The sequence below is a fragment of the Corynebacterium sp. HMSC075D04 genome (genome assembly GCF_001815635.1).
GTDB lineage: Bacteria > Actinomycetota > Actinomycetes > Mycobacteriales > Mycobacteriaceae > Corynebacterium > Corynebacterium coyleae.
Genome location: NZ_KV821355.1, coordinates 1 through 21910 on the forward strand (window position 1 = coordinate 1; position 21910 = coordinate 21910).

Genomic DNA, 21910 nt, shown 5'->3' on the forward strand with positions numbered 1-21910 from the left:
GCGTTTGTCGACTAAGACTTCGACGACGAAGGCCACGCCGTCCGCGACGACCACGAAGGTTTCGGAGGCACCGTCCACCACGACTGCGAAGGCGACCTCGACTAAGAAGGCAACCCTGGCAACGTCGTCGAAGGAAACCACGACCTCGCGTACGTCGGAGCAGGTCACGGTGACCACGGCGCCGAGCGCATCCACCACAACCACGCAGGCCACCGAAACCACGACCACCTCCACCGAGACCACCACGGCAGCGGCTACTACGGTGGTGAAGATTCCGGAGGAGTCGGTCGTCGATAAGAGTACGAGCGCAACGACAACCATCACGGAATCGCTGGAGATCCCGACTGGGAAGGAAGATGGCTCGGCGAAATCCTCGAGCACCTCGCCGCTTGCGATCATCGTGCCGAGCATTCTGCTGGTGCTTACCGGCCTCGGCGCTGTTGGGTTTTACCTGTACAAGCACTACTTCTAAACCGAAAGGGTGTGTATTTTTTCGACCGATCGGTTGATGAATCCGGGTGGTTCCCAGGCCTACTGTCGTGAAGGTCGAAAGGAACCCCATGACTACAGTGCACACCCCAAACACAACAACCGAACACCCCGGTCGGTGGAAGGCCCTCGCAGTCCTCGCCGCGGGGCTGGCGCTGATTGTTATGGACGGCACCATCGTTGGCGTCGCCCTGCCCACGATGATCACCGCCCTCGACCTCAGCCTCACCAACGCGCAGTGGGTCAACGCGATCTACAACGTGATCTTTGCGGCGTTGCTGCTCGGCTCCGGCCGCCTGGGGGATCGCGTCGGCCGCCGCACCACATTCGCCGCCGGCGTTGCGCTGTTCATTGGTGGCTCGTTGCTTGCAGGCTTATCGACGACCGCAACCACCCTGATCACAGCCCGCGCCGTCCAAGGCGTCGGTGGTGCATTGGTGCTGCCGGCGACGTTGTCGTCGGTAAATTCGCTCTTCCACGGCAAGGATCGTGCCGCCGCGTTCGGTGTGTGGGGCGCCGTGATGAGCGGTACGGCGGCGCTCGGCCCGCTGCTCGGCGGGGTGCTCACGCAGTACTTCTCCTGGCAGTGGATCTTTTGGGTAAACCTGCCGCTCGGCCTGCTGGTGCTGCTGGGGATTCTCGCCTGGGTGCCGCAAACCCACGGTAAACGCAACGTCCGGGGTGTCGACGTCGACGGCCTGCTGACCTCCGCTATCGGCTTCGGGCTTGTCGTATTCGGGCTCATCGAGGCGACAACGCTCGGCTGGTGGGAGAAGAAAGAAACCCTGCGCATTGGCTCCTGGTCCTGGCCGGAGAGCTGGACTGTCTCGCCCGTGCCGTTCGCCATCGGTATCGGCCTGATCTTCATCGGTTTGTTCCTGCGCTGGGAACTGCACCGTGCTCGCAACGGCCGCGATGCGCTTCTGGATCTCTCCCTGTTCAAAGTCGGCACATTCTCCTGGGGCAACCTCACCGCTGCCATGGTCGCCGTCGGCGAGTTCGCCCTCATGTTTGTCCTGCCGTTGTTCCTGGTCAACGCGGTCGGCCTTTCCACCGTGCGCACCGGCCTTGTCCTTGCCGCGATGGCATTCGGCGCGTTCGTTTCCGGTGCCTCCGCACGCCACCTCGCGGCTCGTCTCGGCGCGCCGGGTGTCGTCGTGCTTGGTCTTGCACTTGAGGTGGTTGGTGTTGGGCTGTTGGCTGGGGTCGTCGCAACGCAAGGCTCCACCTGGTTCACCGTCGGCGCACTCGTGGTCTACGGCGTAGGGCTGGGTCTTGCGTCCGCGCAGTTGACCTCGACGGTGCTCGCCGGCATCCCCGAAGCGCAGTCGGGCGCGGGTTCGGCCACCCAGTCCACCGTGCGCCAACTCGGCTCTGCCATGGGCGCCGCGATCGCCGGATCCGCCCTGGCAGCGGCCATGGCGCGCACCATCCCGGCCTCGCTCGAGTCCGTCGCCGGGGTGTCCGAGAATGTGCTGTCCAAACTGTCCGAGGCCACCCAGGCATCCGCGGGCTCGATGATCGGGCAACTTCGCGACGCCACCCCCACCGACCCCTTCACCGCACCCCTCGGCGACGCCCGCAGTGTGGTTGTTCAGCAGCTGTCCAGCGGGTTCGCCGAGGCCGCCGCCTGGTCGATCGGGTTCTCTGCGCTGTTCCTGCTGCTGGGCCTGCTCGGCTCGGTGATGGTGCTGCGACAGTCGAAGAAGACTCCGGCCGCAGTCTAGTGTTCGCTGATCGTCTAGCTCGCCGCAAGGCCAACAAGACGATCAGGCGCATAATGACCATCATGTTCAACATGACCTGGGGAAATGTGAAGCCCCCTAGCTGACCGTCTAGCTGCATCTGCGGGGGAGCTAGACGACTGCGCAAAACCCCAGAAAACCCCAGAAAACCCACCACAGAACAACAAAAACCGGGCCCCGCACAGTCGCGGAGCCCGGCTATCAAAGACCAAACGTCTTACTTGTCGCCCTTGTATGCGTCGATGGAGGCCTGGAGGATCTTCTCGGCTTCTGCCTTGTTGCCCCAGCCGGAGCCGGTGACTTCCTTGTTCGGTTCGAGGTCCTTGTAGTGGACGAAGAAGTGCTCGATTTCGTCCTTGACAAAGTCGGAGACGTCGTCGATGTCCTGGTAGTGGTCGTAGCGGACGTCGTCGATGACGCAGAGGAGTTTGTCGTCACCGCCGGCTTCGTCGGTCATCTTGAATACGCCAAGCGGACGTGCCTTGACGGTGACGCCCGGGAAGACTGGCTCGGGGAGGATGACGAGGGCGTCGAGTGGGTCGCCGTCGTCGGCAAGGGTGTTGTCGATGTAGCCGTAGTCGGCTGGGTACGCCATCGGGGTGAACAGGTAGCGGTCGAGGTAGACGCGGCCGGTTTCGTGGTCGAACTCGTACTTGTTGCGCGAGCCCTTGGGGATTTCGATGATGACCTCAATAGACATGGGATCTCCTTCGTTCGGTGATTGTCCGCAAATCATCATACGTGGGCTACGCTTTTTGCCGATGAAGGTATGGACTTGGGTTGCGGGCACGTTGGCGTTGGCTGCGGTTGGTGGTGTTGCTGGGTTTGGTGTGGCTGCGCATGAGCAGTTGTCGCGGATTGAGCATGCGCCGGCGTTTCGGCTTGAGCAGGCGGCGTTTCCGCTTGTGCCTGCAGAGCCTTCGCTTATCGACGACACCGTGCTGACCCAAACCCTCACCGATCTTGCTGAGAATCCTGGTTTGGGGCAGTTCCATGGTCGTGTATCCGCGGCAGGCGGCGACGTGGTGTTTGACAGGGCGTCGGGGGATGCGTTGCGCCCGGCGTCGGTGACGAAGGTGCTCACGGCCGCGGCGGCGCTGATCGAGTTGGGGCAAAGCGACACGATTACGACGCAGGTGGTGCGTGCCGCGGATTCGGGTGCGGTGACGATCAAGGCCGCTGGCGACGTGTGGTTGGACGCGGAGGCACTCGACGAGCTGGCGGGCCAGATCGGGGAGGCGTCCGAGGTGTACGTGGATACGTCGGCCTGGGCTGGCATGCCGGAGATGATGCCGGGCTGGGATCCGCTGGATATCGACGGCGGTTACGTCGCACCCCTGCAGCCCGCGATGCTGTCCGGCGGTCGCATGGACGGGGAGACGTCTGGGGACGTGCCGCGTTCGCACACGCCGGCCCTCGACGTGGCACAGGCGCTGGCGAACCGTCTCGGTGCTGGTGTTGTGGACGTGCGCGAGGCCCCCGTCGACGCCGAGGTCGTCGCCGAGGTGGAATCGCCAACACTGGTGGAGCGCCTCGAGATGATGATGAAGGAATCCGACAACGTCTACGCCGAGGCAATCGGGCGTGAGGTTGCGCTCGCGCGCGGGGTGAAGGACGCGCCGTCGGCGACGCTGTCGTTGCTGCAGGAGCACGGCATTGATACGTCGGGAGTGGCGCTCTCCGACAACTCGGGCCTGTCAACCGACAACCGGATCCCGCCGGTGGTGCTGGATAGTGTGCTCGTGGAAGCTACGACCAAACCCGAACTCCGCCCGCTTCTGGCAACACTGCCGGTTGCAGCAGGCGAGGGCACGCTGGCGGACCGCTACGGCGACCTCCCGGGGCGTGGCTGGGTCCGCGCGAAAACCGGCACGCTCGACGGCACCGCCTCGCTGGCCGGAACGGTGACCAGCGAGAACGGCAACATCTATACGTTTGCGCTGATCTGTAACGACGCCGACGTGCTCGCGGCGCGCCGGGCCATGGACGAGTTCACCTCGGCGCTGCGAGCTTTCTAAAAGGAAACCTGATGCAACCGTTTTGGCCGCGCCGCTCCCCGCACTTCCTCGCGTGCAGGCAAGCCGTGCGTCCCTTCGACGGGCCAGCGGTAATCGGGCTGTCGGGCGGGCCGGACTCGTTGGCGCTGGTTGCGGCAGCTGCGGCGGAGCAGAAGGACGTCTCTGTTGTGGTCGTGGACCACGGTTTGCAGCCCGGCTCGGCCGAGATCGCCGAGCGTGCCGCGGCCGTGGCGCGCGAGTTCGGGTTTGCCTCTACGGTGGCCAACGTGACAGTAGGACCCGGCAACGTCGAGGCCGCCGCGCGCGAAGCAAGGTACGCCGCACTGCTCGAATCCGGCCGCGACGTCTGGGTCGCACACACCGCCGACGACCAGGCAGAAACCCTGCTACTCGGCGCGTTGCGGGGCAACCCGTCGGGCATGGCGCAGCGCAACGGGAAGATCGTCAGGCCGTTCCTACACATCCGCCGCGCAGACACCGTCGGGGCGTGCGAGGAACTCGGGCTCGAAGTCTGGCACGACCCGATGAATTCCGACCCGGCGTATCGTCGCGTAGCAATGCGCCAAAGCATCATCCCTGCGCTGACGGACTTGCTGGGCGGGGATGCGGTGCCGGCCCTTGCCACCACCGCGAACCGCATCGCAGCCGACCAGGCGCTCATTGAACAACTCGCGGACCTCACGCTGACCACGTCGTGTGTGGAGTTGGAGGGGGATGCGGGGCCGGTGAGGCGTCGTCGATTAGCAATATGGCTCTTAGATGAAGGAGTGCGGGTTCAAGGCGACCAACTTGCGGCAATCGAGGCGCTGGTGACCAACTGGCGCGGGCAGGGGCCGATCGCGGTAGGCGGCGGGCGTTCGGTGGCGCGAATCGACGGGAAACTGGTCCTGACCTAGCCCAAATGTCCCAGGTGGTTGTGCCTTGTAGGAATCTAGTGGCAAGATGAGGAAGTTACGCGCAGGTGAACTGCGTGACGTCCGCGAGGCACAGCGAAAGGGAAAGGCCAGCCCATGACTGAGTTGCACGACACGAAGGATTTCAACGTTCCGCCGAACCGTTACGGCGACGACGTGGAGGCAATCCTGATCAGTGAGGAGGCGTTGCAGGACCGTATCCAGGAGTTGGCGGATATGGTGTCGGAGAAGTACCGCGACTCTGAAGAGGACCTCATTTTGGTGTGTGTGCTGAAGGGGGCGGTGTTCTTCCTGACGGACTTTGCGCGCAAGGTCTCCATTCCGGCTGAGATGGAGTTCATGGCGGTGTCCTCTTACGGCAACTCGACGACGAGTTCTGGCGTGGTCCGCATTCTGAAGGACCTGGATAAGGAGATCGCTGGCCGTGATGTGCTGGTGGTTGAGGACATCATCGATTCGGGTCTGACCTTGTCGTGGTTGCTGCGTAATTTGCGTAACAGGAACCCGAAGAGCCTTGAGGTCGTTACTCTATTGCGCAAACCGGATGTGCAGACGGCGCAGATCGACTTGCTTGATATCGGGTTCGATATCCCGAATGAGTTTGTGATCGGCTACGGCCTGGATTACGCGGAGCGCTACCGTGATTTGCCGTACGTGGGCACGTTGCATCCGCGCGTGTACTCGGACGCTGAGTAAAGCCGACTAGAACAAAGGTTTATGAGCAAAAATAAAAACGTCATGCGGTGGGGCATTATGGGCGCCATCGCGCTTATTGTGCTCTATTTGCTGACGCTGATTGGGGACGATTCCCGCGCTTACCAGAGCGTGGATACGTCGGTGGCGATGCAGCAGCTCCGCGAGCATAACGCGGAGGAAGTGCAGATCGATGACCGTGAGCAGCGGGTGCGTATTGATCTGCGTGAGCCAATTACTGTCGACGAGCGCGAGGGCGTCGAGGCAATCTCCGCCCAGTACCCGGCTCGTACCGCACCGGATGTGTTCCAGGCGGTGCGTGAGGCTGAGGCGGATTCCTACCAGACGAACGTGACGCAGGATTCGTTCCTGATGTCCATGCTCGGCTTCATGCTGCCGATGATCCTGGTGTTCGGCTTGCTGTTCTTCTTCATGTATCGCATGCAGTCGGGCGGCGGCGGACCGTTTGGCATTGGTGGTTCAAAGGCGAAGCAGCTGACTAAGGACAACCCGACGAACACGTTTGATGACGTGGCGGGTGCCGACGAGGCTGTCGATGAGCTCCACGAGGTGGTGGATTTCCTCACCGACCCGAGCGTGTACGAGAAGCTCGGTGCGAAGATCCCACGTGGCGTGCTGCTTTATGGCCCGCCGGGTACCGGTAAGACCCTGCTCGCGCGTGCTGTCGCTGGTGAGGCGGGTGTGCCGTTCTACACCATTTCTGGTTCTGACTTTGTGGAGATGTTCGTCGGTGTCGGTGCGTCCCGTGTGCGTGACCTGTTCAAGCAGGCGCGTGAGAACGCTCCGTGCATCATCTTTGTCGACGAGATCGACGCCGTCGGCCGCCAGCGCGGCTCCGGCATGGGGGGTGGCCACGACGAGCGCGAGCAGACCCTGAACCAGTTGCTGGTGGAGATGGATGGCTTCTCCGGTCGCGAGGGCGTGATCCTGCTGGCTGCGACGAACCGTCCGGACATTCTGGACCCCGCGCTTTTGCGCCCGGGCCGTTTCGACCGCCAGATTCCGGTATCCAACCCGGACCTCGCGGGCCGTGCCCAGATTTTGAAGGTGCACGCGAAGGACAAGCCGTTGGCCAAGGACGTCAACCTGGATGCTTTGGCAAAGCGCACCGCGGGCATGTCGGGTGCGGACCTGGCGAATGTGCTTAACGAGGCCGCGCTGCTCACCGCCCGCATCGGCGGCAACGTGATCACCGCGGATGCGCTGGAGGAGGCCACGGACCGCGTGATCGGCGGCCCGCGTCGATCCAGCAAGATCATCTCTGAGCACGAGAAGAAGGTCACCGCCTACCACGAGGGCGGCCACACGCTGGCCGCGTGGGCGCTCAAGGACATCGAGCGCGTGTACAAGGTGACCATTCTCGCCCGCGGCCGCACCGGCGGTTTCGCCATGACGGCCGACGAGGACGACAAGGGCATGTACACCCGCGACGAACTGTTTGCCCGCATGGTGTTCGCCATGGGCGGCCGCTCTGCCGAGGAACTGGTCTTCGGCGCGCCGACCACCGGTGCGTCGAACGACATCGAGCAGGCCACGAAGATCGCACGTGCGATGGTCACCGAGTACGGCATGACCTCCTCGCTCGGCGCGGTGAAGTACGGCCAGGAGCAGGGCGATCCGTTCTCCGGCCGCGGCGGTGGCGGCACACTCGAGTACTCGCCGGCAGTCGCCGCGAAGATCGACGAGGAGATGCAGGCGCTTCTCGACGAAGCCCACAAGGTCGCCTACACAACCCTCGAGCGCTACCGCGACGAGCTGGATACGTTGGCCTCGAAGCTTCTGGAGAAGGAAACCCTGCGCCGCGGCGACCTGGAGGAGATCTTCGACTCGATCGAGCCGCAACGCCCGACCTTGCCGGAGCACGACGTGCGCTTCGGCCGCCAGATCGGTCGCGAGCCGGTGAAGACCCCGGTGGAGATTGCGAAGGAGCGTGGCGAGGAGCCGCCGAAGCGCTTCTCCATCCTGGAGGCGTCGAAGGCGACGCGTGAGCGTCGTCGCAAGGAACGCGAGGCGGAAGAGAAGGCAGCGGAGCAGAAGGGCTCCACGCGTTGGCAGCCGCCGAAGGGCAAGGCCCCGCAGTACCGCGGTGAGAAGCCGCCGGCGGACTGGACCTACGTGGGCGGACCGCAACCAAAGCAGCCCGAGCCGAAGCAGCACCCGGGTGCGGAGAACTACCCGACCCGGGAGACCGAGGAGATCGGCTTCCGCCTGCCGGAGCACGAACGCCCAGACAACCCAGCGCGTGGTCCGGAGCCGGAGACCCGTCCGACTGCGTCTGAAGACGAGACGACCCAGTTGCCGCGCGAGCCGCAGGAACCGAAGCACAGGAGAGACGACGATGACGACGCCTAAGTTTGACCACGAGCGCGCCGAAGCCGCCGTGCGTGAACTGCTCATCGCGGTGGGGGAGGACCCGGACCGCGAGGGCCTCGTGGAGACGCCAGCGCGTGTGGCGCGCGCCTACGCCGAGGTGTTCGCGGGCCTGCACGAGGACCCGAAGGTGCACCTGGAGAAGTCCTTTTCGGAGAACCACCGCGAGTTGGTGCTCGTGCGTGACATTCCGATCTACTCCACCTGTGAGCACCACCTGGTGCCGTTCTACGGCGTGGCCCACATTGGCTACATCCCTGGCCAGGACGGCAAGGTGACCGGCCTGTCCAAGCTGGCCCGTGTGGCGGATATGTACGCGAAGCGCCCGCAGGTGCAGGAGCGGTTGACGGCGCAGATTGCGGATGCGATCGTCGAAAAGCTTGATGCGTCTGCGGTGATCGTCGTCATCGAATGCGAGCACCTGTGCATGGCAATGCGTGGAATTCGGAAGCCGGGTGCGACGACGACCACGTCCGCTGTGCGCGGCGGTTTTCAGAAGAACGCGGCCTCGCGTGCCGAGGTCATGAGCCTGATTAGGGGATAGAACACCAATGACCACTGTCGCCGACCTGACACTGCCCGGACGCACGAGTGTGATGGGGATTGTCAACGTCACGGAGGATTCGTTTTCGGATGGCGGCAAGTGGCTCGCCACCGACGATGCCATCGCCCATGCCCACGAGTTGGTGAAGTTGGGCGCGGACATTATCGACGTCGGCGCCGAATCCACCCGACCCGGCGCCACCCGCGTTCCCGCGGAGGTGGAAGCGGAGCGCATTCGCCCGGTGATCCGGACGTTGCACGAGGATGGCATCCGGACCTCGATTGACACGATGCGTGCCGCCACCGCGAAGGCCGCAGCTGAAGAGGGCGTGGACCTGATCAACGATGTCTCCGGTGGCCTGGCGGATGAGGACATGTACCGCGTGATGGCAGAAACGCAGCTGCCGGTGTGCCTCATGCACTGGCGCGCAGACGCGTTTGTCAACGCTTCGGGCGCGGCCGACCACGGCGGGGATGTGGTCAAGGATGTCCACCAGGTGCTGGCCGAACTCGTCGAGAACGCCCTGGCCGCGGGTGTGGCCAAGGAGCAGATCACACTGGACCCGGGCCTGGGCTTTGCTAAGACCGCGGCCGATAACTGGGCGCTGCTCAACGCCCTGCCGGAGTTCATCGCCGGCGAGTTCCCAATTCTTGTCGGCGCCTCGCGCAAGCGTTTCCTCACCGAGATCCGCGCGGATCGTGGTCTGGAGCACTCCCCGGTGGATGCGGACCCGGCCACCGCTGCCGTCACGGCGCTGTCTGCCCAGGCCGGCGCCTGGTGCGTGCGCGTGCACGAGGTTGCGGTTTCGCGCGACGCGGTGGATGTGGTGGCAAGGTGGAATCATGGCTGACCGCATCGAACTCAAAGGCCTGCAGTTCCACGCCAACCACGGTGTACTCGAGCACGAAACCGAGTTTGGCCAGGCGTTCTCGCTGGACATCACGTGCTGGTTGGAGTTTGCGGAAGCCGCGCGTGACGACGACCTGACCAAAACCGTCAACTACGCCGAACTCGCCGACACCGCGCTGGCCATTGCCACCGGTACGCCGCGCCAGTTGATTGAGACCGTGGTTGTCGAGATCGCAGAGACCGCCATGCGCACCTACGACGCGCTGCACGCGATCGAGGTGACCCTGCACAAGCCACACGCGCCGATCCCGGCAGTGTTCGACGATGTTGCCGTGGTGGCGCGCCGTTCCCGGAAACGGATGTGATGCCCATGCGCGCAGTGCTGTCCTCCGGATCGAACATGGGTGATGCGCGTGCACACTTGCGCGCGGTTGTCGACGAGTTCGCTGACGAAACCGTCGCAGCCAGCTCTATCTACGCCACCGCCCCCTGGGGCAAGACGGACCAGCCGGACTTTCTGAACCAGAGCCTGCTGGTGGACGTTGACCAAAGCCCGCACGAGTTGCTTCAACGCTGCCAGCGCCTGGAAAACGAAGCCGAGCGTGTCCGCGTGGAACGCTGGGGTCCGCGCACCTTGGACGTGGACATTGTCTGGATTGAGGGCTATACCTCCGACGATCCGGTGCTGACCGTCCCGCACCCGCGGGCGCACCTGCGCCAGTTTGTGCTCGAGCCGTGGTTGGAGATTGATCCGGGTGCGGAGTTGAAGGGGTCGTCGATACGCGAATTGCTCGATGGTCTGGAGGACCAAGGGGTGCGCAAACTATGAAGCGCACGCCGATCGAGGGGATCATCGCCGCTGCTGGTTTCAGTGCCGCAGCTGCGCTGATTGTGGTGCGTCGCTACTACAGCTGGCTGGAGTCGCTGGATGTGATCGTGCCGCTGTCGTTGTGGTGCATCGCTGCGGTGGCTGGGTGGCTGGCGTGGGTGGTGCACAAGCGCCGCAAGGACGGCCAGGTGGGGCTGGACCGTAGCCAACTCAACCCGATGCAGGCGGCGAACTTCATGGTGTTCGGCAAGGCCAGCGCCTGGGCAGGTGCGATCTGTGGCGGCATGTATGCAGGCGCGTTGATGTATGTGGTGCGCAAGCTCGATGTGCTGGCGGCCGCATCTGACGACGTTGTGCCGCTGACTGTGGGCACCCTCGGCGGCATCGCGCTGTGTGTAGCCGGGTTGGTGCTGGAGAAAAACTGCGAGGTGTCGCCACCCGCCGACGGGCAGGGGGTTGGCTAGAGTGTTGGGCATGAGTGCCAAAAACACATCCAGTGACAGCGCAACCCTGTGGGTCATCGTCCCCTTTGTTGTCGCCGTAATTGGCACCGTTGTCATGCTGTTTACCAACTCCGCCAACGCGCTGAAGATCGCGTTGATCTTCGCACTGTGGGCGGGTGCCGCCGGGCTGATTTTGAACTTCCGCAGCCGCCGCGAGCGTGACGACGCCACCCGGGACGCCGAAGCCGCCCGCGAGCAAGTCCGCGAGCAGGAAGAGCGCCACAAGGCCGTCATCGCCGCCCTGCCGCAGGGCGAGGGTTCCGCGGTGGACATGGAAGCCCTTCGCGCGCTGCAGGACGAGATCCAGGCACTGCGAGCACAGTTGGAGGAGCTCAACGGCCGCGTCTTCGAGTACGAGCCAGCCGCCGTGCGCGCCTCTGCGCGTCGCATCTCCGAGTTGGAGAGCACCCCAGAGCCAGAGCCAGCGCCGGAACCCACCCCGGAACCAGAACCGATCTCAGAACCAGAACCAGCGCGCCCGTCGCCGTCGACCGACGACACGGTTGTGCTCGACCGCGTGCGTCCCACCGGTGCGCCGAGCTCGGATGCGATCGCTGGCCGCATTGGCACCCAGCCGTCCGGCCGCCCTGCCCGCAACCCGCTGTCTGACCTGATCAGCGAGCGAAAGGCGCAAGCGGAAGCAGAAGCAAAGCCGGAACCCAAGCCGGAACCGCAGCCAGAACTCAAGCCGGAGCCAACCCCGGAACCGGAACCGCAGGAGGAGCCGCACCGTTCGGGCCGCCGTCGTCGTGACGAGCGCGAGAACTCCATTTCCGTCGCTGAACTGCTCGCCCGCCGGGGGAAGTAAATGGCGCCACGCCTGCTCGTAGGCGCAATCCCCGGCCACAGCCAACTCGCTGTCGATCTGGAACGCGCCGGGCACACCGTGCGCCCGATCGATATCAACACCGACCCGGGCGCAATCGCGCACGTGGACCTCGTGCTCATCGACGGCTCCGCGAACGATATCCGCGCCGCCGCAGAAATCCTGGCTGATTACGCGCGCCCGCAGCAGATGTTCCTCCACACCGCGTTGGAGGAAGGCCCGCAGTTGCTTGACGACGTCGAAACGTCCCAGGCCATCACCATGTGCGCCCACAACCTCTTCGACAACATCTGGGTCACCTCCGCCGCGGACGAACTCGGCGAGACCGTCGTGGGGCTGCTCATCGCGGAGATCGGCGGCACGAGCATGCGTATCGACGACACCGTCCGCCCCACCATCGCCGCCGCCCAAGAACTTCGCGCGCTGGAAGCGACGGTGCGCGACGACGCGCTCGAGCTGCTCATCGACGCGGTCCCGTCGTTTGAGGCGGTGGCGGAGAAGTTCATCGAGGCGGCGTCGGGTCGTCGATACGCAAGGAGCGTGAACGACTTGGACCGGATGCTGGACGCACTGCCGGAACCCGGAGTGCGCAGGCTGTTTGTGGATCTGCAGCGCCGACGCGGTGAGATGGAGCAGGACACGGATACGGAACTGTGGGTTATTCAGAAATACGAGGGAAGATAAAGGGGAAGATAGATGGCGTTTGAGGCAGGTAAGGCAGTCGTCGTTACGGATGAGGCGCTGCTGGCAACGTACGGGCGGGCGTTTCGCAAGATTGGCAAGTCCGTTGTGGTCGTGCCGTTGGGTCGCGATGTGCACGCGGGTCACATTGAGTTAATCCGTGCGGCGAAGTCGCTGCTCGGCTCGTGCGTCGTGGTCACGTTTACTGGCGACGAGGTGCCGGACATCTTCGCCGAGGAGAAGGTGGACGTGGTGTTCCACGGCCCGCTGGCAACCAAGGTGCGGGTGGATTCCGGGGTGGATCCGCTGGAGGACCCGGAGCACACGCAGCGCGAGGTGGCGCGCATCCTTGCTGCGATTAACGCCTCGCATGCGACGGATGTGGTGTTGGGGGAGAAGGACTTTGAGGTGCTCGTCGCCACGCAATATGCGGTCTCTGGCCTGCGTATGGAGGTCAAACTGCACTCGGTTCCCACCGTGCGTACTCCGAATGGGCTGGCGGTGTCGCTGCGCAACGCGGACGTGCCGGAGGATCTGCGCGAGGCAGCTCTCGCACTGCCTGCGGCGCTGACCGCAGGTGCCCACGCCGCTGAGCAGGGCGCCGAGGTCGTGTTGGAAACCGTGCGTGGTGTGCTCGCCGCCGAGGGCCTTGAACCGGCCTACCTTGAGCTGCGCGACCTGGCGATGCGCGAAGCGCCCGAGCGTGGCGACGCCCGCCTCCTCGCCGCCGTCGACCTCGGCCCTGTGCGCCTGGCCGACAACGTGGGTTTGCCGCTCGGGATTGGCTTCAAGCACATCGAAGAAGATAGGTAGCCGAACGGGCTGCGGTCGCAGGCGGTAGAATGCGGCGCATGTCTGTGCCCAACATCGCCGGAATCCTCGCCGACCGCTTCGGCTTCGCCTTCACCCCTGAGCAGGTGCGTGAAAGCGGCCGTACTGAAACGTCCACGTTGTACACCGCGTCGGACGACAAAGGCCACGCCGTAGAGGTGGAGGTCTTTGACACGAAGGTGGCGGAACACCTCGGCGCCGACGTGAACACGCTCAACAGCCGCCTCGCGCTGGCGGCGCATCCGGGCGCGTTCCAGCCGCGCAGTGTGGGTACCACCGACGAAGGGCAGCTTTTCGTCCTGCGCGAGGCCGCAACCGGCACGCCGCTGAGCGACCTCATTGCGGAGAAGGGCGCGACGTTTACCCAGCAGGAAGTGCGTGACCTGCTCGCCCCGGTGGTCGAGGCCATCGATGACTACGACCTCAAGGGCCTGTCCGGGTTCGTCTCCCGTTCTATTTCGCCGGAGCGACTTTTGGTGCAGCCGCAGTGGTCGACCACCCCGGTGAAGCTCACCCTGGTTGGTCCGAGTACCGACGCGGTTGGCTCGGATGAGGAGTTGGCCAAGGCGAATGTGGACAAGTTCGCCAGCGTGGTCAGTCTGATGACGGGCGAGGCCCCACGCGAGGGCGTGCGCACCTGTGCGGATGTGCTGCATATGGTGCCGGTGGGCGAGGCGCCCCAGGAGGCGTCCAACATCGACGTTGCTCCCAACCCGGAGGACGGCTATCGCAAGCGCCCTGAGCCGTACGCGTACGGCCCGGACGGCAACTACACCCGCCCGGCGGCGACGAACGAGAAGAAAGTCCCGTGGCCGTGGATCATCGCGATCCTGGCGCTACTGCTCATCGCTATTGCGGCACTGTGGTATTGGTCCGCCAACCGCGGCGAGGCCTGGGAGGGTGCGGAGGCGCAGATCGCCGAGGAGTACCCGGATATCGTGTCCAAGAAGTCCGGCCAGAAGGGCTGGCAGGACCTGCGCTGCGAGAACGGCTCGACCGATCCGGACCAGGAAGGCAAGATCCGCTGCGCCAACGCAGAGTTGGGCGTGTCTGTGGTGAAGTACGCCGACGAGTATGACCGCGACGATGCGGTGCCGGACCCGCGCGAGGCCGTCGTGTTGGGCTCCGGTGAGTGCACCGTGAACTCCTATGAGTTGCCGGACGCGAACCCGCCTGCCTATGTGATGGTGCCGCAGGACAAGCCTGAATACCTCATGATTATTAACGGTTTGAACTCGGAAGAGCAGCGTCTGGATCTTCCGCTTTGCCAATAGACTACGATTGACCGGCGTGAGTACGCAGGATCTTTCAGAGCAGCAGCAAATCCGCCGGGAGAAGAGGCAACGGCTTATCGGCGAGGGCCGTGATGCCTACCCCGTCGAAGTTGACCGTACGACCTCGCTGAAGGACCTGCGGGCGAAGTACCAGGTCGTTGAAGAGGGCGAAGGCGACGGTGTGACCCGCCTTGAGGCCGGCCAGGAAACCCAGGATGTGGTGGCCGTCGCCGGCCGCGTCATGTTCCAGCGCAACACTGGCAAGCTTTGCTTTGCCACCTTGCAGGAGGGTGACGGCACTCAGTTGCAGGTCATGTTGTCGCTGGCAGAGGTGGGCGAGGAAGCCCTCGCGCAGTGGAAGGCTGACACGGACCTGGGTGACATTGTCTCGGTTCGTGGGCGCATCATTGCTTCTCGACGAGGCGAGCTCTCCGTCCAGGCACAGTCCTGGCACATGGCCTCGAAGGCCTTGAGCCCGCTTCCGGTCGCGTTTGCGGACATGAACGAGGAGCAGCGCGTCCGTCGCCGTTACACGGATCTGATCATGCGCGAGGATGCGCGCAAGAACGCCATGACCCGCATCAAGGTCATGGCTGCGGTGCGTAAGTACCTGACGGGCCTGGACTTTGTGGAGATTGAGACGCCGATGCTGCAGACGCTGCACGGCGGTGCTGCGGCGCGTCCGTTTGTCACCCACTCCAACGCGCTGGACATTGACCTCTACCTGCGCATCGCGCCGGAGCTTTACCTGAAGAGGGCCGTTGTTGGTGGTCTGGAGCGCGTCTTTGAGATCAATAAGAACTTCCGCAACGAGGGCGTGGATTCGTCCCACTCGCCGGAGTTCACCATGTTGGAGACCTACCAGGCGTGGGGCACCTACAAGGACGGTGCCGAAACCATGAAGGGTCTTGTCCAGTTCTGTGCCCAGGAAGTCTTCGGCTCCCAGAAGGTCACGCTGGCTGACGGCACCGAGTACGACTTCGGCGGCGAGTGGAAGGTACTGGAGATGTACCCGTCGCTCAACGAGGCGCTGCAGCGTAAGTTCCCGGGCCAGCCTGAGGTGACCATCGATTCCTCCGTGGAGGAACTCAAGGGCATCGCTGAGACTATCGGTCTGAAGGTTCCGGAGAATGCAGGCTGGCTGCACGGCAAGCTTGTTGAGGAAATCTGGGAGGAGCTTTGCTCCGACCAGCTCTATGAGCCGACCTTTGTCATTAACTTCCCGGTGGAGACCTCCCCGCTGACCCGCGACCACCGCGAGCAGCCGGGTGTGACCGAGAAGTTCGACCTCTACGTCCGTGGCTTCGAATTGGCCACCGGCTACTCCGAGCTCATCGACCCCGTGATCCAGCGCGAGCGCTTCGAAGACCAGGCCCGCCTGGCGGCGCATGGTGACGACGAGGCCATGGTGCTCGACGAGGACTTCCTCGCCGCTATGGAGCAGGGCATGCCGCCGACAGCAGGTTGCGGCATGGGCGTGGACCGCCTGCTGATGGCCTTGACCGGCCTGGGTATCCGCGAGACCGTCCTGTTCCCGATGGTGAAGCCGGAGGCGTAACGACGATGCGCCGTTGGCCCCTCGCAGCAGCCGGGGTACTCCTCGCAGCCTCGTTGGCAGGCTGTGGCAGTAGTGAACAAGCAGAGCTTGCGGAGCCAACGGTGCCTACCACGCCAACCACAACAACGTCGCAGCTGCCCCCACCGGATTGCTCCACTGATGCAATCAAAAATTCGCCAGGGCTTGAAGAGTTTGAGATGTATGGTCCTTGCGAAGGTGGCTTCACTCGTCCTGGAGTTCCGAATTCCGGCAACATCATCCTCGCGCAGTGGGACGGTAAGCACTGGGTCGAGGTCGAGGCTGACGGCGTGTGGGATGGCATGGGTATGGCGCGGCCGTGCTTTAACCCGGGTCGTCTTGAGGAGCTCGGCGTTCCCGAATCCCTGGCGGATAAGGAGCCACGCTGCGGCGTATACCCGCCTGGTCAGGAGCCGCCGCACAAGAAGCAGGCGAAGGCTTCCACTCCTGTGCCGACATCGAGCACACTCGACCCAAACTGGGGGATTAAGCGCGACAGCGATGGCGTGATTATCGAGGCGCAGTTTGAAGGGGTTAAGCGTCAAATCTCTGCGCCGAATTGTGATGGACGAGGAATTCTCATTCTCGATTCCGTAATTGCGGACGGAGATATTGGCTCGACACACTCCAAGCTTGCGTTTGACATTGCGTATCTCGGCGATGGAAATGCTGAGTTCACCTATCCAGGCCACTGCCCGTCGCTTCGCGCACAGGTCGATGGCAACGATATTTACCCGGTGTACCTCGATTTTGGCCACGACACGGATGCGCTGTGTGCTGCGAAGAAGAACTACGGCGGGAACGCGCGAGTGTTGTCGGATCGTGAGGAATATCTCGATCCCTGCTAATTGTGCACGGTGGTTATAACCAACTAACGTTTGATGTGACTAAACCATGTGGTTGAAAGGAGCATCAGCATGGCGACCACTAAGGCGAGCCTGCAAGATCAGGCTGCCGATATCCTCGCCGGAATCGGCGGGGCCGACAACATCGCATCGATGACGCACTGTGCGACCCGACTGCGGTTCGAACTAAACGACGCCTCCCTGGCCGACAAAGACCGCCTCGAAGCAAACCCGAAGGTAATGGGCGCGGTACCCCAGGGCGGCAGCCACTACCAGGTCATCGTCGGTGGTGACGTGGCTACGGTGTACAACGCGATCAATAACCTGCCCGAGATGGCGGGCCGCTCGGTTTCCAACGACGAGCTGAAGAAGCAGCAGCGTGACAAGGCTAAGGGCAAGATGCCGTGGCTGGATACGTTCTTCGAGTACCTTTCCGACTCCTTCCGCCCGATCCTGGGTGTGCTGTTGGGCGCGTCGCTGATCATTGCGTTTGCGGCGTTCCTCGACGCGTTTCACATCATTGACTTCCGCGCGGAAGTGAAGACGCCGGGCTGGCAGTTCGTCGACGCCATGTGGGGCTCGGTGTTCTTCTTCCTGCCGGTGGCGGTGGCCTACAACGCGGGCAAGAAGCTCAACATCGACCCGTGGGTGCCAGCGGCGATCATGCTTGCGCTATTTACCCCGGACTTCATTGACTTGAAGGACCACCCCGATGCGCGGGTGATCGATCTGTTCGGCGCACCGACCGACGTCGTCGATGTGTTCGGCCTGCCGATGATTCTGAACGGCTACAACGGCAACGTGTTCGTGCCGCTGATCATGGCGGCTGTTGCGGCCCTGCTGTACAAGGGGTTGCAGAAGATCATTCCGTCTGCCGTGCACATGGTGTTTGTGCCGTTTTTGACGCTGCTGGTCATGATCCCGGTCACCGCGTTTATCATCGGCCCGTTCGGCTACCTGCTCGGCGCGTGGATCGGTACTGGTCTGGCGTGGATGAACGGCAATGCGCCGTTCCTGTTCGCGCTGCTGATCCCGATGCTCTACCCGTTCCTGGTTCCGCTTGGCCTGCACTGGCCGCTTAACGCGCTGATGCTGGTGAACATCAACACCCTTGGCTACGACTTCATCCAGGGCCCGATGGGTGCCTGGAACTTTGCCTGCTTCGGCGCCACCGCCGCGGTGCTGGCTATTTCTATTCGTGACCGCGACCCGCTGATGCGCCAGACCTCCGGTTCCGCCCTCGCCGCGGGCCTGCTCGGCGGCATCTCCGAGCCGTCGCTCTACGGTATCCACCTGCGCTTTAAGAAGATCTACCCGCGCATGCTCGTCGGCTGCTTCGCCGGCGGCCTGACTATCGCGATCCTGGGCACCCCGTTCGGTGGCGTGAAGACGAACGCGTTCGTGTTCACCTCCATCCCGACCATGTTCGTGTTCGACCCGATGTGGGTCTACATGATCGCCATCGCAGTGGCGTTCTTCACCTCGTTCTTCATCATCCTGATCACCGACTACCGCACCCCTGAGGAGAAGGCGGACGCGCTTGCTCGCGCGGCTGCTGCTCGTGAGGAGGAGCCGGTTGCGGTTGTGGGGTCGTCGCAAAGCACTGAAAGCACAGTGCTCGCTCCTGTCGCTGGTGAGGTTGTGGCGATGGCAGCGCTTAACGACGCCGCCTTCGCCTCCGGCGCCCTCGGCCAGGCTGTTGGTGTGATTCCGGCGAATGACAAACTCACCGTGGTTGCGCCCGCTGCGGGCAAGGTGATTTCTGTGGCGAAGACTGGCCACGCGTACGGCATCAAGACCGACGACGGCGCGGAACTGCTGGTGCACATCGGCATCGACACCGTGAAACTCGAGGGCGAGAGCTTCACCCCGCTGGTGGAGAAGAAACAGGAGGTCGCAGCCGGTGACGCACTGGCGGAGGTGGACTTCCCAGCGATTGCTGCCAAGGGGGTCGACACCACTGTGATCACCACCGTGGTCAACTCCAAGAAACTCGGCGGAGTAAACGACGTGGCCGATGGCACCGTCGAAATTGGAGATGCCATCCTCGAGATCACGCCCGCCGAGTAGGCTCGGTGCCATGACTGAGCGCACAGTTCTTCATGGCATTGGTGTGTCCGCCGGTACTGCCTGCGGACCCGTCGCGGTAGTGACCCCGGCGGTGGGTATCGATAACCACGAGCCCGCCTCCGTGGACCCCGAGGCGGATGGTCAGCGGATACGGGAAGTGTTGGGGGAGGTGGCGTCGTCGTTACGCGAACGTGCGGCGCACGCCAACTCGAAGGCGTCGCAGGACGTGCTCGAGGCCACCGCGGCGCTGGCCACGGACCGTGGCCTGACCCGCGGGGTGGACAAGGAACTGAAGAAGGGCAGCGGCCCCACCAAAGCGGTACACGATGCGGTGGAGACGTACGCGAACAAGCTGCGCAAGCTCGGCGGCTACATGGCCGAGCGTGTCACTGACCTCTACGACATCCGCGACCGCGCCACCGCGCGCCTGCGGGGCTTGCCGGAGCCGGGCGTGCCGGATCTGACGGCGCCGTCGATCCTGGTCGCGCACGATCTTGCGCCCGCCGAGACCGCCACACTGGATCCGGCGATGGTGCTCGGCATTGTCACCGAGGCGGGTGGCGCGACCTCGCATACCGCGATCCTCGCCGCACAGCTCGGCATCCCAGCTGCGGTGCAGGTCAAGGGCATTTCCGATGCGATTGTCGACGACCCCCGCATCGCCCTCGACGGCAGCACCGGCCAAATCATCGTCGCCCCGTCCGATGAGGACGTCGCCGAACTCGACGAGCGCTCCCGCCGCCGCGCCGCCGCACTGGAAGGCTCCGCCGGCGCCGGCGCCACCCGCGACGGCCACGCCGTGAAACTGCTGGCCAACATCGGCACCGCCGAAGACGCGGTGAAGGCTGCGGGCTACGACCTGGAAGGCTCCGGCCTGTTCCGCTCTGAGTTTCTCTTCCTGGACCGCGACTCCGCGCCCAGCGTGGACGAGCAGACCGAGACCTACACCAAGGTCCTCGAGGCCTTCGGTGCGCGCCGCGTGGTGGTGCGCACCCTCGACGCCGGCGCCGACAAGCCGCTGTCGTTTGCGGACCTTGGCGAGGAGGAAAACCCCGCCCTCGGCCGCCGTGGCCTGCGCCTGTCCCAAGCCCGCGAGGATCTGCTCGCCGACCAATTGGAGGCACTCGCCAACGCGCAGCGCAACGTCCCGGACGCCGAACTGTGGGTCATGGCGCCCATGGTCGCCACGGTCGAGGAGGCCGAGTGGTTCGCCGAACGCGCCCGCGCTGCTGGACTGAAGCAGGTGGGCATCATGGTCGAAACCCCTGCGGCCGCGATTCGCGCCGGGCAGGTGCTCGACGTTGTGGACTTCGGCTCCATCGGCACCAACGACCTTTCCCAGTACACGATGGCCGCTGACCGCATGCAGGGCGAACTCGCCGAACTGCTCTCGCCCTGGCAGCCCGCGGTGCTGTCCATGATCCGCGAGACCTGCCGTGGCGGTGAAGCTACTGGCAAACCCATCGGCGTGTGCGGCGAGGCCGGCGGCGACCCGCTCATGGCCCTCGTCCTTGTCGGCCTTGGCGTGAAGTCACTGTCTATGGCGCCCGGCAAGGTCAACGCCGTGCGCGCGGCGCTGCGCCTGCACGACATGGATACCTGCCGGAAGATGGCCGATGCTGCCCTTGCCGCCCGGACCGCTGAAGATGCACGTAAGGCGGTGCTTGGGATCGCAGATTCGGTAATTCTTGACCTACTGTGAACCGCATAGTCTAGTATTGGCAGACAAAGTTGTTCACGATAGGGAAAGGGCTTCCCCATGAAGCGTTTCGCGTCCATTGCTTTGTCTGCCGCAGTTGGCCTTGGCCTCGTTGCTTGCTCCAGTGATTCGGATGACCTCGAGCCACTTACGGTGTTAGCAGTGCCGACACCGCATGCGGAAATTCTGCGCTATGTCGATGAGAAGAATCCGGAGTACGAGCTCGACGTGAAGGTCGTTCCGGGTGGTATCGACCCGAACATGTCGGTAGCCAATGGCTCTGCTGCTGCGAACTTCTACCAACATCCGCCATACCTGCTGGACTGGGAGACTCAGACCGGTAAAAAGTTGGTCAACATCGTCGGAGTCCACATTGAGCCGATGGGGATGTACTCCAACTCCATTGATTCCATCGATCAGCTGAAACAAGGGGCGAAGATTGCGACGCCGAACTCCCCGTCCGACCTAGCGCGTGCGTTGATCCTGCTGGAGGCCAACGGTGTCATCGGTCTGGACCAGGAGATCGATCCGGCAAACGTGTCCAAGATCAACCTGCAGTCGATCACCGACAACCCGAAGGACATTGAGATCGTCCCAGTCGACGATGTGATCGTTATCCAGTCGTTGTCGGATGACTCGATCGACGGCGTCATCTCGTCGTCCAACTTCGCACTCCAGGTCGGCCTGAACCCGTCAGAGGACTCTGTCATTGCCGAAAGTCCGGAGAACAACCCGTACGTGAATATCCTCGCAGCCAATGAGGACGCGGCGAAGGATCCCCGCATCGAGAAGCTGGCGGCGGACCTGAGCTCGCCGGAGACCGCAGAGTGGATTCGCGAGAAGTACAGCGGCTCCGTAATCCCGGTGAATTAATGAAAATCCACGGTATCGACGTTGACCCGCAAGGCCGGTGCGCGCATTGGCATTCGGAGCGCGACGTCGTCGCCAACACCTGCGGGGCCTGCCACAAACTCTGGGCCTGTTCGCTGTGCCATGACGAGTTGGCGGATCACCGGTTTGTGGGCGTCGATAAGCAACTGCGCTCTGTGATGTGCGGCGCGTGCGGGCACCCGTTTAATCCGGGCTGCAAACTGCATGAAAGTGTGTATTTCAGGGATGTTCGCTAAGGGTGA

The 21910-nt window shown here is 63.7% G+C and carries 21 protein-coding genes and 1 pseudogene; 21 read left to right on the forward strand and 1 reads right to left on the reverse strand.

Annotated elements, in window-relative coordinates:
* Positions 1-472 (forward strand): annotated as a pseudogene (locus HMPREF3048_RS12300) (hypothetical protein); the annotation flags it as partial.
* An 88-nt stretch (positions 473-560) separates the two neighbouring features.
* The gene (locus HMPREF3048_RS08025; protein ID WP_070771808.1) at positions 561-2216 is read left to right on the forward strand and encodes an MFS transporter; all 1656 of its coding nucleotides are present in this window, start codon (positions 561-563) and stop codon (positions 2214-2216) included.
* Positions 2217-2451: 235 nt separating this feature from the next.
* Here the strand turns inward: HMPREF3048_RS08025 and HMPREF3048_RS08030 are convergent, their stop codons facing one another.
* Complete coding sequence (locus HMPREF3048_RS08030) at positions 2452-2934, reverse strand: inorganic diphosphatase (protein ID WP_070422474.1); 483 nt, start codon at positions 2932-2934, stop codon at positions 2452-2454.
* A gap of 61 nt (positions 2935-2995) precedes the next feature.
* On the opposite strand from HMPREF3048_RS08030, the gene dacB reads away from it, so the two are divergent.
* From dacB to HMPREF3048_RS12565, 19 genes are all read left to right on the forward strand, one after another.
* Positions 2996-4252 carry a D-alanyl-D-alanine carboxypeptidase/D-alanyl-D-alanine endopeptidase gene (dacB, locus tag HMPREF3048_RS08035; protein ID WP_070771809.1) on the forward strand — a complete coding sequence of 419 codons (1257 nt, stop codon included), beginning with the start codon at positions 2996-2998 and terminating at the stop codon, positions 4250-4252.
* An 11-nt stretch (positions 4253-4263) separates the two neighbouring features.
* The gene (tilS, locus tag HMPREF3048_RS08040) at positions 4264-5148 is read left to right on the forward strand and encodes a tRNA lysidine(34) synthetase TilS (protein WP_070771810.1); all 885 of its coding nucleotides are present in this window, start codon (positions 4264-4266) and stop codon (positions 5146-5148) included.
* Between the two features lie 114 nt (positions 5149-5262).
* Positions 5263-5862 carry a hypoxanthine phosphoribosyltransferase gene (gene hpt / locus HMPREF3048_RS08045; RefSeq protein ID WP_070771811.1) on the forward strand — a complete coding sequence of 200 codons (600 nt, stop codon included), beginning with the start codon at positions 5263-5265 and terminating at the stop codon, positions 5860-5862.
* A 21-nt stretch (positions 5863-5883) separates the two neighbouring features.
* Complete coding sequence (ftsH, locus tag HMPREF3048_RS08050) at positions 5884-8232, forward strand: ATP-dependent zinc metalloprotease FtsH (RefSeq protein WP_070771812.1); 2349 nt, start codon at positions 5884-5886, stop codon at positions 8230-8232.
* Entirely contained in the window at positions 8219-8794 is a 576-nt protein-coding gene (gene folE, locus HMPREF3048_RS08055) for a GTP cyclohydrolase I FolE (RefSeq protein WP_070422479.1), read from the forward strand. The genes ftsH and folE overlap by 14 nt, the downstream gene beginning before the upstream one ends.
* Before the next feature lie 7 nt (positions 8795-8801).
* Positions 8802-9644 carry a dihydropteroate synthase gene (folP, locus tag HMPREF3048_RS08060; protein ID WP_070771813.1) on the forward strand — a complete coding sequence of 281 codons (843 nt, stop codon included), beginning with the start codon at positions 8802-8804 and terminating at the stop codon, positions 9642-9644.
* Positions 9637-10008: a dihydroneopterin aldolase gene (folB, locus tag HMPREF3048_RS08065; protein WP_070771814.1), complete on the forward strand. Its 372-nt coding sequence runs from the start codon at positions 9637-9639 to the stop codon at positions 10006-10008. The genes folP and folB overlap by 8 nt, the downstream gene beginning before the upstream one ends.
* 5 nt (positions 10009-10013) lie before the next feature.
* Positions 10014-10472, forward strand: coding sequence for a 2-amino-4-hydroxy-6-hydroxymethyldihydropteridine diphosphokinase (gene folK / locus HMPREF3048_RS08070; RefSeq protein ID WP_070771840.1), 459 nt, complete (start codon positions 10014-10016; stop codon positions 10470-10472).
* Positions 10469-10936 (forward strand): DUF3180 domain-containing protein, encoded by a 468-nt coding sequence (locus HMPREF3048_RS08075; protein WP_070450297.1) that lies wholly within the window; start codon positions 10469-10471, stop codon positions 10934-10936. Before folK ends, HMPREF3048_RS08075 begins: the two co-directional genes overlap by 4 nt.
* Before the next feature lie 10 nt (positions 10937-10946).
* Positions 10947-11783, forward strand: a complete 837-nt coding sequence (locus HMPREF3048_RS12650) for a DUF6779 domain-containing protein (RefSeq protein ID WP_070771815.1) — start codon at positions 10947-10949, stop codon at positions 11781-11783.
* Positions 11784-12485 (forward strand): 6PGD fold domain-containing protein, encoded by a 702-nt coding sequence (locus tag HMPREF3048_RS08085; RefSeq protein ID WP_070771816.1) that lies wholly within the window; start codon positions 11784-11786, stop codon positions 12483-12485.
* A 12-nt stretch (positions 12486-12497) separates the two neighbouring features.
* Positions 12498-13295 (forward strand): pantoate--beta-alanine ligase, encoded by a 798-nt coding sequence (locus HMPREF3048_RS08090; RefSeq protein WP_070450290.1) that lies wholly within the window; start codon positions 12498-12500, stop codon positions 13293-13295.
* 38 nt (positions 13296-13333) lie between these two features.
* Entirely contained in the window at positions 13334-14587 is a 1254-nt protein-coding gene (locus HMPREF3048_RS08095; protein WP_070450286.1) for a hypothetical protein, read from the forward strand.
* A 16-nt stretch (positions 14588-14603) separates the two neighbouring features.
* Positions 14604-16145 carry a lysine--tRNA ligase gene (gene lysS, locus HMPREF3048_RS08100; protein ID WP_070450367.1) on the forward strand — a complete coding sequence of 514 codons (1542 nt, stop codon included), beginning with the start codon at positions 14604-14606 and terminating at the stop codon, positions 16143-16145.
* A gap of 5 nt (positions 16146-16150) precedes the next feature.
* The gene (locus tag HMPREF3048_RS08105; protein ID WP_141758886.1) at positions 16151-17011 is read left to right on the forward strand and encodes a hypothetical protein; all 861 of its coding nucleotides are present in this window, start codon (positions 16151-16153) and stop codon (positions 17009-17011) included.
* A 69-nt stretch (positions 17012-17080) separates the two neighbouring features.
* A complete protein-coding gene (locus tag HMPREF3048_RS08110) occupies positions 17081-19078 on the forward strand; it encodes a glucose PTS transporter subunit IIA (RefSeq protein WP_070771818.1) in 1998 nt (665 codons plus the stop codon).
* A gap of 10 nt (positions 19079-19088) precedes the next feature.
* On the forward strand, positions 19089-20780 hold the full coding sequence (ptsP, locus tag HMPREF3048_RS08115; RefSeq protein ID WP_070771819.1) for a phosphoenolpyruvate--protein phosphotransferase: 1692 nt from the start codon (positions 19089-19091) through the stop codon (positions 20778-20780).
* A gap of 57 nt (positions 20781-20837) precedes the next feature.
* Positions 20838-21650, forward strand: coding sequence for a MetQ/NlpA family ABC transporter substrate-binding protein (locus HMPREF3048_RS08120; protein WP_070614415.1), 813 nt, complete (start codon positions 20838-20840; stop codon positions 21648-21650).
* Positions 21650-21904: a CHY zinc finger protein gene (locus tag HMPREF3048_RS12565; RefSeq protein ID WP_083279430.1), complete on the forward strand. Its 255-nt coding sequence runs from the start codon at positions 21650-21652 to the stop codon at positions 21902-21904. Before HMPREF3048_RS08120 ends, HMPREF3048_RS12565 begins: the two co-directional genes overlap by 1 nt.
* Positions 21905-21910: the final 6 nt, after the last annotated feature.